Origin of the sequence: Lysinibacillus sp. ACHW1.5 (assembly GCF_022014815.1) — a bacterium.
Lineage (GTDB): Bacteria > Bacillota > Bacilli > Bacillales_A > Planococcaceae > Lysinibacillus > Lysinibacillus capsici.
The window spans coordinates 1,868,205-1,881,619 of sequence record NZ_CP091777.1 but is presented as its reverse complement, the minus strand read 5'-3'; the positions used below and the strand labels follow the sequence as shown (position 1 = coordinate 1,881,619).

General features: G+C 36.4%; 17 protein-coding genes and 1 other annotated feature. Of the genes, 1 reads left to right on the top strand and 16 read right to left on the bottom strand.

Annotated features, from left to right (window positions below; genetic code table 11):
* Positions 1-326 precede the first annotated feature (326 nt).
* The 12 genes from L6W14_RS09040 to L6W14_RS08985 form a co-directional block, all read right to left on the bottom strand.
* The gene (locus tag L6W14_RS09040; protein WP_237900487.1) at positions 327-644 is read right to left on the bottom strand and encodes a hypothetical protein; all 318 of its coding nucleotides are present in this window, start codon (positions 642-644) and stop codon (positions 327-329) included.
* Positions 645-791: 147 nt separating this feature from the next.
* Complete coding sequence (locus L6W14_RS09035; RefSeq protein WP_237900485.1) at positions 792-1,616, bottom strand: stalk domain-containing protein; 825 nt, start codon at positions 1,614-1,616, stop codon at positions 792-794.
* A gap of 220 nt (positions 1,617-1,836) precedes the next feature.
* Complete coding sequence (locus L6W14_RS09030) at positions 1,837-2,952, bottom strand: hypothetical protein (RefSeq protein ID WP_237900483.1); 1,116 nt, start codon at positions 2,950-2,952, stop codon at positions 1,837-1,839.
* Complete coding sequence (locus tag L6W14_RS09025; protein WP_016994968.1) at positions 2,939-3,436, bottom strand: RNA polymerase sigma factor; 498 nt, start codon at positions 3,434-3,436, stop codon at positions 2,939-2,941. Before L6W14_RS09025 ends, L6W14_RS09030 begins: the two co-directional genes overlap by 14 nt.
* 242 nt (positions 3,437-3,678) lie before the next feature.
* The gene (locus L6W14_RS09020) at positions 3,679-4,182 is read right to left on the bottom strand and encodes a hypothetical protein (RefSeq protein WP_237900481.1); all 504 of its coding nucleotides are present in this window, start codon (positions 4,180-4,182) and stop codon (positions 3,679-3,681) included.
* Between the two features lie 138 nt (positions 4,183-4,320).
* Complete coding sequence (locus L6W14_RS09015) at positions 4,321-4,827, bottom strand: GNAT family N-acetyltransferase (protein WP_371824165.1); 507 nt, start codon at positions 4,825-4,827, stop codon at positions 4,321-4,323.
* Positions 4,828-4,917: 90 nt separating this feature from the next.
* Complete coding sequence (locus L6W14_RS09010) at positions 4,918-5,148, bottom strand: hypothetical protein (RefSeq protein ID WP_066038523.1); 231 nt, start codon at positions 5,146-5,148, stop codon at positions 4,918-4,920.
* A 771-nt stretch (positions 5,149-5,919) separates the two neighbouring features.
* A complete protein-coding gene (locus L6W14_RS09005; protein ID WP_237900476.1) occupies positions 5,920-6,069 on the bottom strand; it encodes a hypothetical protein in 150 nt (49 codons plus the stop codon).
* 78 nt (positions 6,070-6,147) lie between these two features.
* Positions 6,148-6,399: a binding site (T-box leader), on the bottom strand.
* 140 nt (positions 6,400-6,539) lie between these two features.
* Positions 6,540-6,851 (bottom strand): hypothetical protein, encoded by a 312-nt coding sequence (locus L6W14_RS09000; protein ID WP_237900475.1) that lies wholly within the window; start codon positions 6,849-6,851, stop codon positions 6,540-6,542.
* Between the two features lie 79 nt (positions 6,852-6,930).
* Positions 6,931-7,599 (bottom strand): VanZ family protein, encoded by a 669-nt coding sequence (locus L6W14_RS08995; RefSeq protein ID WP_237900472.1) that lies wholly within the window; start codon positions 7,597-7,599, stop codon positions 6,931-6,933.
* Positions 7,600-7,728: 129 nt separating this feature from the next.
* On the bottom strand, positions 7,729-8,223 hold the full coding sequence (locus L6W14_RS08990; RefSeq protein WP_237900470.1) for a hypothetical protein: 495 nt from the start codon (positions 8,221-8,223) through the stop codon (positions 7,729-7,731).
* Positions 8,210-8,425, bottom strand: coding sequence for a helix-turn-helix transcriptional regulator (locus L6W14_RS08985; RefSeq protein ID WP_054548780.1), 216 nt, complete (start codon positions 8,423-8,425; stop codon positions 8,210-8,212). Before L6W14_RS08985 ends, L6W14_RS08990 begins: the two co-directional genes overlap by 14 nt.
* A gap of 227 nt (positions 8,426-8,652) precedes the next feature.
* On the opposite strand from L6W14_RS08985, the gene L6W14_RS08980 reads away from it, so the two are divergent.
* Positions 8,653-9,144 (top strand): DinB family protein, encoded by a 492-nt coding sequence (locus L6W14_RS08980; RefSeq protein WP_237900468.1) that lies wholly within the window; start codon positions 8,653-8,655, stop codon positions 9,142-9,144.
* Positions 9,145-9,309: 165 nt separating this feature from the next.
* Here L6W14_RS08980 and L6W14_RS08975 read toward each other — a convergent pair whose 3' ends face one another.
* The 4 genes from L6W14_RS08975 to L6W14_RS08960 all read right to left on the bottom strand — a co-directional run bounded on the left by L6W14_RS08975 (position 9,310) and on the right by L6W14_RS08960 (position 13,372).
* Positions 9,310-10,203 (bottom strand): SDR family oxidoreductase, encoded by an 894-nt coding sequence (locus L6W14_RS08975; protein ID WP_131519909.1) that lies wholly within the window; start codon positions 10,201-10,203, stop codon positions 9,310-9,312.
* A 287-nt stretch (positions 10,204-10,490) separates the two neighbouring features.
* Positions 10,491-11,429: an oxygen-dependent tRNA uridine(34) hydroxylase TrhO gene (locus tag L6W14_RS08970; protein WP_115674027.1), complete on the bottom strand. Its 939-nt coding sequence runs from the start codon at positions 11,427-11,429 to the stop codon at positions 10,491-10,493.
* Between the two features lie 165 nt (positions 11,430-11,594).
* Positions 11,595-12,023, bottom strand: coding sequence for a hypothetical protein (locus L6W14_RS08965; RefSeq protein ID WP_237900466.1), 429 nt, complete (start codon positions 12,021-12,023; stop codon positions 11,595-11,597).
* Positions 12,024-12,190: 167 nt separating this feature from the next.
* Positions 12,191-13,372, bottom strand: a complete 1,182-nt coding sequence (locus tag L6W14_RS08960; RefSeq protein ID WP_237900464.1) for a NupC/NupG family nucleoside CNT transporter — start codon at positions 13,370-13,372, stop codon at positions 12,191-12,193.
* Positions 13,373-13,415 lie beyond the last annotated feature (43 nt).

Genomic DNA, 13,415 nt, shown 5'->3' with positions numbered 1-13,415 from the left:
GTCTGAAGACCACAAATTTTTTAAAAACTGCATACGTACCTTGTAATGACGTAAACTATAAAAACACAACCATAATTTTTTCGGAGTATGAGGTAGGTATTGTAAAAAAGAAGGAGGGATACGATGTTTGATGAAGCTGCATATTTTATTTTTAGAGCACTGTTAATTTTAACTGTTTTGGTTGTTGTGGTTGGAATCCCACTTGGTGAAACCCTGATTAGAAAAAAATAAAACTGCATCTAAATGGATGCAGTTTTTGATTTTTATCCTACTTTGTGTCGGTAATAGATTTTGGGATTGTTGAAATAATGAACTATATAGAAGTCTTAGAATGGATTTTCACCTTTTATAAAAGGAATAAAAACTACATAAATTGAACCAATAAAAATGAGCCAAAAGAGTACGGATGTACGTCGCTGTTTAAAGATATTACTTTCCTGAAAAATAAAAATACCGACAATCAACGAGTATAAGACGAATAAAATATACGATAATCCAAACCAGTTTACCCATACGTCACCTGTAAATTGAATTCCAAAATTCTCGTATATAGGTCTTAAAATATAAGTTGTGAAAAGTAAACCAATCGATAGAATTACAATGATTTCGAGTAAACTAAGTACAACTTTCTTCCATTCATCCAAATAAATTACCTCATTTCTTTTGACAACATGAAAATATAAACCTGCGTAATGGTACAAACAAAGTTGCAAAGTTGTTTAAGTAGAAAAAGGCTCTACTCCTTATTAAAGTAAGTCCGTTAAAACAATAGTAAAACACTATCATCCACCTTAAGGAACTGTATTACTCATAACCGTCACAAAGCCGTTCAACGAGGCTGTATCAATTAATTGAAGTATTCCCAGTCTTGCGGTATCACTGTAGACATACCAATGATTTGCAGTAGTATCATGCACCAAAACTCCGCCCAAGTCCCCCGTGGAAAAATAAATATCAAACCGTTTGATACTGTTCGAGTCTTGGTCTAAAAAATCAAATTGCGAATTTTTATCATAGTCTCCTACTGGAATGGGATGAGAATCCCATGGATTATAAGTAGGTGCTTCAATTTTACTTCCATTATTTTTTATAAAAGTATTATAAATAGCTTCGTTATAACCATTCCCATTGATTTGCTGTACGACTCCGCCTAATGTCATATGATATTCGTATTGCAATGCTTTTACTTTTATACCATCAATAAAGAGAGGCTGTGTCTCAGCCGTTACTGTACCGTTTTTGTAAGTGATATTGCTGCCAAATGTTTCGGCAAGAAAACGCATCGGAACAAAAGTACGATTATTCTTCATATATGGCTTTACATCAAGCGTTTCTGTTTTACCGTTTTTCACCACTTGATTACGATTAAGTTTTAGTGTTACCTGTATATCGTTTTTAGTAAGGGTGATTTGGGCATCCGTCCATACAACATTTACCCCTAAATTTTCACTAATTACACGTAAAGGAACCATTGTCCGATTACTTTTAACTTCTGGATTTACATCAGATGCAATTGTAACACCGTCAACTTTTATTTGAAAATCGGCTGCATATGCCGGTGACGAAGTCATGATTAGAATCAACCCAAGAAAAATTCCTGAGAACACTTTTTTCAACTTTGAACACTCCTTTTCTTAAAAGTCACTATTCTCCCCAAAAATACATTCCACTAAATATTTTACCATAAAAATCCACCTATATCGTTAAACTATTCTGCTCTTTATTCAATCTACACGACCCATTAAAAGAAGACGCGTTTCGAAATAAACGCGTCCGATTGTTAGATAAGGATACTGATGAAAATTATCAACTAGAATTGATATCCTTTCTAAAAAGCTAATAAATTCCCCTGCTAAAGGCTGGCTGCCAAATTCCTTGGGCATTTTTCTCCATACCTAGCTCTCTTGGTCCATCAAGTGAGATAAATTTTATAACTCCTGTTGTATCTGTTTGTTGCTCAAATTCCGCATGTTCTAGCCCAGCAAAGAGGTTTGCGATAATAAGGCGATTTATTTCCTTTGTAAACAACGCCTGTCGTACGATTTTCGATTTCTCATAATATCTTCGAACACTTTCAGTTTCATCGTTCCTATTTGTTGTGAACAATGCTTCATATGTTTTAAAATCTTTTTCAATATCACTCATTAAAAACATTTTAGTAATCGCTTGGGGTGTCATATTTTTTAACTTTTCAATATTATAATCCGTTTTAAAGGCATTAAAAACTTGCTGCTCCTCTTCAGTCAATTCAAATGTTAGCTCAAAATTTTGGAAGCCTACGACCTTACCGACTAATTGCCCCTCACTAATTTTCATAATCGTATGACCTTCGTCACTGTCATAAACAACCATTTCTTTTTCTTTCGCAGAAATCGATTTGTCATTGAATGGCGCTGGTCTTGTTCCAAAATTATGAAAAAAGTAAGGATTTTTCATTGGGTCATTGATATCCTCTTTTTTTATTTGCTCATTTAATCCATGAACTTTTAATGGGGTATTCTCTACTAAAATTTGCCCTTGCTTCATTGTTACATGATCATTCCCTAATCCTAATACAGTTGAAACGACAAGCCCATCCGTTCCATAAAAAGCAACATAATCTCCATACGTAATGGGGGCTTCCTTATCGATAATCATTGGCAAAAAATGCAGCATCCATTGTTTCCCAAGTAGATGGGCATAGTTCGGCTCAATGATGTCTAGAGAGGAAACATCATCGACAATTGGTAATAGCTCATTTTGCTGACTTGCGTTTTGTAGGTTATTCTTTTGAGAAAATTCAACGAATAGCATGAACCCAATCATGAAAAAAGCTGCAATAGATACGGAGACAACCTGCCAGTTCAACTTTCTTTTCATGGGTTTCTTTTGCAATATACGTTGCTTGATGTCATTTGTAAATGGGGCATCATGTCGCAATTCTTCTTTTAGCTTGTCTTTAAATTCCTTCATAAAATATTGCCTCCAGTTCCGGATTTGTTTTCAACAATTCTCTCGCTCGACGAATCCTTGTACGAACGGTGTTTTGTGAGACATTTAATAAACTAGCAATCTCAGAAACATCAAATTCTTCATAATAAAACAGTACAATGACTTCCCTATAATGAAGTGGTAAGGCAAAGACAATTTGCTTTAAAGTTGCAAAATCTTCAGTTGCTATATATGTTTGCTCTACAGAGGGTTCAGTTCTACCTAGTGGTAAAAGCTTTGAAATAAATGATTTTCTCTTTTGTTTACGTAGTTCATCGTGACAGCAATTAATAGCGATACGGGTTAAATACGTTTTCAATGAAGCATCTTTTCTAAAATCGTCTTTATGTAATAAGTACTTCATGAGTACGTCCTGTGTAATCTCCTCTGCAAGCTGAAAATCCTTCATATATAAATAGCTAAGATGATACAAATATTCACCATATTGTTCTACGATTTGTTCCAACAACAACTCACCTCGTTTCAATCCTACTACTTAGACGCTCGTTTTCTAAAAAATTGTTCAATCTCCTGGAAATATTTTAGAGTAGCCTTTTTATCAAGATTGCAGTAGTATGCAATGCACTTCTAGATGATGCCACAGTACCTATGTATTAGATGGGCTTACTGATAATTGCCCTTTTCATGAAGAAAGACGCTTCCTATTATTTCAGAAAAGCGTCCGAGAAGATCGTTATTCAACTTTACCTATAGTTCGTTCAAGAAGGACTGTTCTTTTTCCGATTTGTTAAATAAATCTATTCTTTCTTTTATACTTTCGTTCTTACTAGTATCCCACCAATCAACGACCACATAAATCTCATGTATATCTTTCAGTGTAATAAAGTCACCATTTTTATTGATGTATGGCCCTGCAATAGCACCAGTTGTATATTCTGCTATATTCGTCTCACCAGTAACTGAATCAGTATGAACGACTGAATCATCATTCTCGATAACCACATGCGTTTCAAAGTGGAAGAAATCTGTCTTATACGTATTGACGTTTTTCATTTTTAAGGTCCCAAATCCTGCTTTAAAGTCTTCTGGTGTTATAACAATTTCATACCCAGTTAGATTCCAGCTTTCACTTTCACCCATCAATAATAAATAATAAGTATTACCACTTTTTTGAGCATTGCAGCCAGATAGTACAAAGAACGACAACATCAAATAAATGCAAGGCACTAAACCTTTTATATATTTCTTCATTCAATCCCCCTTATAACATTCCTTCTATAAAATAAATATCTAATTCCCAAAAAGAATGCTATTCAACTCCTTAAAGAAAAAGACACGTTCCTATATTAACGCGCCCTTTTCTGGACTAAAAAATGAGTTACTAACTATTCATAAACTTTTGTAGGCAACTTGAACGATTTGTTGTTCACCATTCTTCTCAAAAATCTTATAATTTTCCATCCCGATTTTTTCCGCAACTTTTTGGGACGGGATATTTTTTAAGGTCGTGTATGAAAATATTTCAGAATAGCCCAGAACATTCCATGCATATTCCTTACAAGCAGATGCCGCTTCTGTCGCATACCCCTTATTCCAATACGCTTTAATAATGTGAAAACCGATTTCAGGTAACCATACACCGTCAATGTTCTGCATGGTTATTCCACAATCACCGATAAATAGATCTCCTTCTTTTAAAACAACTGCCCATAGTCCGTGATTATATTGCTTATAATTTTTCTCATTCCACCTGATCCAATTTTTAACCTCTTCTTGATTAAAGGGATGAGGGTAATATTGCATAGATTTAGGGTCGGAAAGCACTTTTGATAATTCATGATGATCGTCCATTTTTAACGCTCTAAGGTATAATCGTTCCGTCTCGATTATTTTCAAAATGCCCACCCTTTGCTTTTAATATATTTTGCTACAATATTTCATTTAGAAATGTGCAGTACCTGTTTTTACCCATTTGAAGCCAAAAAGTTACCCAAAGTAATGATGGACACACCAAACAACAAGAAACAGACTTACGATCCCCCAAGCAGTGGTACTCCATATCCACCAAACTACAGATCTTGCTTTTGATGAATTTCCCTCTTCTTCCATATTCAATTTTATAAAAGCGACCTTACTTTCCATATCTTTTTTCATAGAAGCGAGCACAACAAATCCAATTATTATGAAACCAATAGTTACCCAAAGTAGTAGGTCCACCTTTACACTCCCTTTATAGAATTGAATTTCACCGCAATTTATTATAATAATTAGATTCTACAAAGATAACAATATACCTTGTGTTAATTCAAGTGCGTTTAAGTATATCATGTATTAAAATGCTGAAACTTAAAGTGCCAGAAGCTTTGTTTGGAAACTTTACTTAAAAGAATGTTATTCAACAATTGGACCCAATGTTAAGATAAACACGCAAATGTAAGATGTATTGCTTTACTCAACAATATGACCCTTAAATGAAAAGGAGCAAAATAGATGGCCCTATCCCTCACTTTGCCTACTCTATCCATCACTTTTCACGTTGTATCCGCTACTTTTCATGTTTTAACCACTACTTCAGAGCCTATCCCTCACTTTGCCTGCTCTATCCATCACTTTTCACGTTGTATCCGCTACTTTTCATGTTTTAACCACTACTTCAGAGCCTATCCCTCACTTTGCCCGCTCTATCCATCACTTTTCACGTTGTATCCGCTACTTTTCATGTTTTAACCGCTACTTTAGAGCCTATTCCTCACTTTGCCTGCTCTATCCATCACTTTTCACGTTGTATCCGCTACTTTTCATGTTTTAACCGCCTTTTTAGAACCTATCCCTCACTTTGCCTGCTCTATCCATCACTTTTCACGTTGTATCCGCTACTTTTCATGTTTTAACCACTACTTCAGAGCCTATCCCTCACTTTGCCTGCTCTATCCATCACTTTTCACGTTGTATCCGCTACTTTTCATGTTTTAACCGCTACTTTAGAGCCTATTCCTCACTTTGCCTGCTCTGCCATTTGAGTGGTTGAACTAGAGTCATAAAATAAACCGACCCAATGAATCCGCCAAGTGCCATTAATTGCATGTGACGCGTACTTAATTCCCGCTTTAGTTGTGAATCTTGATGATTATCTTTCATAATGCTTACTCCTCATACGTTTAGATTTTCAAATACTTGCTCAAAAAAGGAATAAAAAAAACGCCCTTTTGGATTAACCAAAAGGACGATTCAACTCGTGTTACCACCTTTAATTTATAAGCAATTCACATTACTTACCTTAAGAAGTACGGTCATTTGACGATACTCTCGCACATGATTACAGGTGCTTACCGGCGTAGCCTACTTAGAATAATCCTTTCGGTACACAGCTCCAAGATGAATTCTCAATCGTTTTACATGCACCTCTCATCGACCGGTAACTTTCTGTTCGTAAAAATAATTGATACTACTTCTTTTCATAGCCTTTGTTCTAGCCATCTCAAGAGAAATAGTAGATTTTCGCTAAATAAAGCGCCCGATTGTAAAAGGCCCAAAAATTACCATTCTCTTCATTACACTCTCTGAAAACCAAAAATATATTTCAATCATACGAACAGGCAACGAATATCTTACTTTTTGTTCTTTTGATATACAATAAAAGTAAGGCCATTTAATAGCAATGTAAAAATGAGAAGAACTGCTGTGGCTATCACGACTGCACGTGTTGTGTCCATAAGTGCCGCCCAATCCTCAATTTTTACTAAATGATAATGATAGAACATCTGAAAACTAATTGAAATAGCACAGGCACTGATGCTGAGAACGGAAAGGATACCCCAATTAGATTGTTCATGTTTTTTATTTCCCATTAGATAAATAACTGGAAGTATCCAAGCGATTAGTCCTAGTAAGAGACTGCCAATATTAAGCCAACCCATCATAACGAATCCCCCATTCTATTTGTATAGCTGTTTAACAATACTTAACGGTAAATTGTAGGAAAGGTTTCAAATAACTGTATTATTCAATAATATTGCCCTTAAAAGAAAAAGACACGTTGATAAATAAACGCGCCCAATTGCCGAAAACTATTATTCCATTAAAACTACCATGATAAACTCTATCTTTTCGCTTCATTTGTATATGCGTAAATATTTTCACTATTAATATACCAATGATTCCACCAAGCATATTACATAACAAGTAGATAGCATCTACAGAACTAAGGTTCCTAGGAACTAAACTAAACGCCCCTAAGAGAAGACACAAAAGCTCTGTACCTAAACAACACAATATCACTATAAAAATGGCTTTATTTCTATTTTTAAAATGGAAAAGAACGAATAAAAATATCCCTAAAGGAAGTAATAATAAAAAATTATAAACTATAGCTGAATAAGTCCACAAATACATATTGAAGTGGATACGATCAAAAATTCCAAACCAATCATTAGCTCTAATAAAACGACTACTATTGTCTGCTGGATTTAAAGGTAAAAGTGTTATTCCCCCTACTTTAATTTGAAGTAAACATAGTAAATAGAAGAAAAAGCTGTATAGAGGAACACGTCTTTGATTACGCTTGATTTCTTTTCTAAAGTAATCAAGAAATACATCTATTAAAATATAGACCAACAACACTAAAAATCCGAAAGGAACAATATTATATAGAACATAGTTTGTATGCAAGTAAACACCTCCTAAATTTTGTAACTTAGTCAAAACCATTTTTCCATTTAGATGCTTTTAATGTCATATATAAAAAAATACCCCTATAGACCACCATATCTATAGGGGAAAAAACGGTACGATATTATACTAGTAGGTTATCTCGGAATCTTTTCGATTCGGCGTAAGTGCAGTAATAAGTGCAATTAAATTAGGTGGAATACTAAATAATAAAAACAGCCAGTTTGTCGTCAGGATCGAGATGATCGTGAATACAATAATGGACGTAATGAAGACGAATAGGCCCACCTTCACACGTGAAGGCTGTAACGGGGCTGCACTGGACATATTGATGGTCAAAATAATCCCAATGATTCCCCAACTCGCTACGTGTGTTAATAAAAGGATACCTAAAACCATAGCAGTGCTTAATTCAATTCCAAAATTGAGTAACGTAAAGAAAACATACAGCGCTCCTAATGTCACATACCATGAATAGGATCTCGCCTTTTGCCAAATATGATAGTACAGCTCGTCTAAACCTCTGTTTTTTCTAGCTTTCTGTCGCCCGAACCACCATCCAAGGAGTCCACCAATCACTCCCCCATACAATCCAATCATACCCCAGATATTAATCTCCATCATTCATTCTCCCCTCTTCAAATATAAACACTTCTTCAATTGTGCTATTGAACGCTTTGGAAATATTGTAGGCAAGCTCTAAGGATGGATTGAATTTGCCTGATTCAATAGCAATGATCGATTGCCGTGAAACACCAACTTGTTTCGACAACTCTTCCTGCGTAATCTTGTTCAATTTTCGTAATTCTCGAATTCTGTTTTTCATAATGCCTCCTTTATAAATGTAAAGCAAACTATACATTTAATGTTAAGTAAAGTTTACTTTACATCACTACATATGTCAAGCAAACTTTACAATTTGATTTTTAGTTAGATGAAATGGCAATGTCGAGTAAAGAACAACAAAATTCTATTACTATGTACTATTTTCTGAAAATTTGATAAATTAATAGTGAGGAATGTTTTGAGCGTTACAAAAAGGAGGTTATTCAAATGAGTAAAAAAGAGCTCTTGCAAAATGGAGTCAATCAGGTGTTTTACGAAGAGGAATGGTACCCACCGTTATCAGAAGCATTAACGAATCTCAGTGCTGCGCAAGCTAGTTGGCAACCAGAAGGAAATGCCGCTAATACGATTTGGGAAAATGTAAACCATTTATTAATCTTTAAAGAGCGCTTACTTTCTCGCATACATAAAGATGAGACATTTGTTGCTCCACAAAATAATGATGAAACGTTTGTCCAAGGCGGTGCTCATGATGAAGATGCTTGGCAAGAAACAGTGAATCGAACACTTCACGTACATGATGCCTTACAATCTTCATTAACATCCTTGCAAGAAGAGGCATTAGATCAACCTAGTCCCGCTCTTCCAGTTTGGCAACAATATCTAAATATCCTTTTGCACGACGCTTACCATACAGGACAAATTGTTCAACTTCGTAAACTACAAGGTTCATGGCCAGCTAAGCGCTCCTACTTATAAACGAGGATTCAAATTGGTGACGGAAAAGCAGATGCCCCCTTAAGTTAGAGACAAACTACTAACTATAGGGGGCATAGCATTTAATTCGTTTCATTATCAATCTTAAGCTGTTTATCTAACATAAACAGTAGAACATCACTAATGTCGAGAGTGGTTTTAGTAAGTTTATAAGTCTATCGGCTTACCACCTGTCACTCCATAAATCTGACCCGTGATATAACTTCCTTCATCCGAGGCCAGAAGAACATAAACGGGTGCAAGCTCTACTGGCTGTCCCGCACGGCCGAGAGGCGTATTTTGACCAAACTCAGGAATCTCTCCTTCTAATTTCCCGTTATCTAGCTGAAGCGGCGTCCAAATCGGGCCAGGTGCAACACCATTGACACGGACACCTTTAGAAGCAAAGTACGAGGATAGGGATACCATAAAGTTGCTTATTGCACCTTTTGTCGCGGCATAATCCATTAAAGATGAGGATGGATCGAAAGATTGAACCGATGTGGTGGTGATAATTGCACTTCCTGGTTCCAAATGTTCTTCAGCAGCTTTTACGGTCTCGAACATGCTGATGATGTTTACTTTGAAAGTGTCTTGCACTTGTTTAATTGTTAAGTCACTTAGGGATGGCTGTGCGATCTGTTGCGCAGCATTTAATACAAGAATGTCCAATCCGCCAAAGGCTTCTATGGTTTTTGTAACAATCTCTGTGGCCGCGTTATCTTCTCGCAAGTCATACGGTAGCAGTAATGCTTTTCTTCCTGCTTTTTCAATTAATTCTTTAACGACGTTGGCATCTTCCTCTTCACCAGGGAAGAATTGTATGGCTACATTGGCTCCTTCACGTGCATAGGCAATAGCGGCAGCACGGCCAATCCCAGAATCGCCTCCTGTAATTAAGGCATTGCGCCCTCCTAGACGATTGTATCCTTTATATGATTCTTCTCCGCAGTCAGGTTTGGGGATCATTCCACGCTGTAGCGCTGGCGTGTTCTGTTCCTGATTTGGGAATTTTTCGGTATGAAATTTTTTACGTGGATCGGTTAGATGTGGGTTTCCCATCAGCTATCATCTCCTATTTTGATTAATTCGTGACAAACACTTTGTGTGCTTACACTGTTACATTTTGTTGAATACCCTCTGAACATTTACTTTAAACAGCATCAGATTTCTTCTGCCCTTCCACCAATGATGGAGTCATTTACATTTTCCTTACAAAAGAAAAAACACCCTATATAAGCGAGCAGACTAGTCCAATGTTGAAATGGATAGTTTGAACACTTACATTGAGTGTTTGAAGAACCTCTATAAAGTAGGTTATGAAAGATATTTAATAACGCTTTGTTTGTTTAAATTAACGCCTCAATTGCTTGAGCTACTTGCTCTTCTGTTAAATTGTGACGCACGATGTAGCGATTGCGCGCATGCTTTGTACATTCGATTGTACAGCCACCTAAATGCTTTGCTTCATTTTCTTCAGATGCGATGATTTGCTTGTTACATTCAGGATTTGCACAGTTAATGTAGCGTTCACAAGGTTCACCGTCATAGTGATCACGACCGACAATCACATGCTCTACTTGATTGATTGGCACCGTTAAACGCTCATCGAAAACGTACATTTGACCATCCCATAATTGACCTTTCGCCACAGGATCTTTTCCATATGTTGCTACACCACCATGTAATTGACCGACATCGCCAAAGCCTTCACGTTTCATCCAACCCGAAAACTTCTCACAACGAATACCACCCGTGCAATATGTTAAAACATTTTTCCCTTCGAATAGCTCACGGTTTGCACGGACCCATTCTGGTGTATCACGGAAATTTTTTACCTCTGGTCGAATCGCGCCACGAAAATGGCCGACATCGTATTCATACGTGTTACGCACATCTAATACTACTGTATTTTCATCTTGCATTTCAGCAAGGAATTGTTCTGGTGACAGGTAGCGACCTGTTAATTCATGTGGGTTGACGTCTTCTTCTAGGCCTAAGTTGACTAACTCAGGACGTGGGCGAACGTGCATTTTTTTGAATGCATGTCCTTCTGCCGCATCAATTTTAAAGACAATGCCTTCGAATAATGGGTCTGCTTGCATGTTTGCCATATATTGCTCTGTTTGCTCAATCGTCCCCGAAACAGTCCCATTGATGCCCTCATTGGCTACTAAAATACGACCTTTTAAACCGATTTCTTTACACATTTCTAAGTGCGTTGCTGAAAACGTCTCTGGGTCTTCAATCTTCGTGTAATGGTAATATAATAAAACTCGATAATTCATTGTTTTCCACCTATCATTTCAATATTTGCAGGATATTCCTGATAGTGTCTTTTACGACCTATTAACCATAAAGGATAATCCGTTAATATGCTATCGGTAATTAGACTGAAATGAGTAGAAATAATTTTCCATATGCCGCTAGATAAAAAAAGACACATTCATTCGTTAAACAAATTTTATATTTTTCTTCACCGCATTTTCTACTAAAGCATAGAGTAAACTCGCAATACCAAAAATAAGCATCGAATTGATAATACTTAAATTATATTCTTCTATAAATCGCGAATCATAAATGATTACGAAAGAAAAAGCCCCTATTGCCCCACCAAATAAAGTGAAGGTAACCACTTTGAACAGCCAATTTTTCATAAAACGACTCACAATAAATGTTAGCGGTAAAAACGAAATCGGATAGAGAATAAAAGCAAAAGAGCTCATTAAGAACATATAACCAACGCCTAAATCACGAAATCCCGTCATATATTCTGATGTCCTGATTTTTCTTCCTTCTAAAACTTCTAAGCCAAATCCAGCTAAGGCAAACAGCACTATAAAAGGTATCCACATGATTAAACAATGATAGAAAGTTTTCATTCTTATCCCTCCCCTTATAAATTTTTACTATAGGTACAATTAAACCCCTTAATCTATCAAACGAAAATCGGGGAAGAATGTTACAATGTTTCTCACCTGACAAAAGATCAAAAAAAGCATATTTTAGGGATTGATACGCCTAAAATATGCCCTTTAATTTCTTCTAATTAAAATACAATCCCAATAATGATGGCTGATAGAACACTTACAAGTGAGGCACCGTATAGCAATTTTAATCCAAAGCGTGCCACTACATTGCCTTGCTTTTCATTTAACCCTTTTACAGCACCTACAATGGTACCAATTGAGCCAAAGTTAGCAAAGGATATGAGGAATACAGAGACAATCGCTGCTGTACGCTCACTGAAGCTATCTTGGATTTTAACGAAGTCCAGCATGGCAACGAATTCATTTGCCACAAGCTTTGTCGCCATGATACTCCCTGCATTCACAGCTTCATGCCAAGGTACACCCATGACAAACGCAATTGGGGCAAAGACATAGCCTAGGAAACCTTGGAATGTGATACCGAAAATGCCATCAAACACACCATTAATGAGGGCAATTAACCCTACAAAGCCTACTAACATAACCCCGACGATGATGGCTACCTTAAAACCGTCCATAATGTATTCGCCTAGCATTTCAAAAAACGTTTGCTTTTCACCTTCTTGCACTTCGATTATATCTTCCTCCGCTTGTACTTCATACGGGTTAATGATTGAGGCCACGATAAAACCACCAAACAAGTTTAATATGAGAGCTGCCACTACATACTTTGGCTCTAGCATCGTCATATAAGAGCCCACAATGGACATCGATACCGTTGACATCGCAGAAGCACATAAGGTATAAAGCCGATGCTTTGGTAAAAAGCCGATTTGATTTTTCACTGAAATGAATACTTCATTTTGCCCTACGATTGCCGCTGCAACCGCATTATAGGATTCTAGTTTTCCCATGCCATTGATTTTACTTAATACGAAACCTATATATTTAATCATAAACGGTAGAATTTTATAATGTTGCAATATGCCGATGATGGCTGACATAAATACGATTGGCATTAAAACATAGAGGAAAAATGTATGTGCACCCTCATTCGCCATCCCACCAAATACAAAATTTGTGCCCTCATTGGCATATTCAAGTAGTTTTGCAAAGCTATCAGCAAATCCTTTAATTAAAAATTCCCCAATACCTGTCTTCAGTAATAGAAACCCTAAAACAAGCTGGATAACAATCATCACAATGATTGGGCGATATTTAATATTTTTCTTATTATTACTTGCAAGCCATGCTAAAAATAGTACGAGTAGTAGACCTACTATCGAAATAATATAATGCATGTTGTCCCCTCCGTAACGAACAATGTTTTCAAATGCTTTTTCT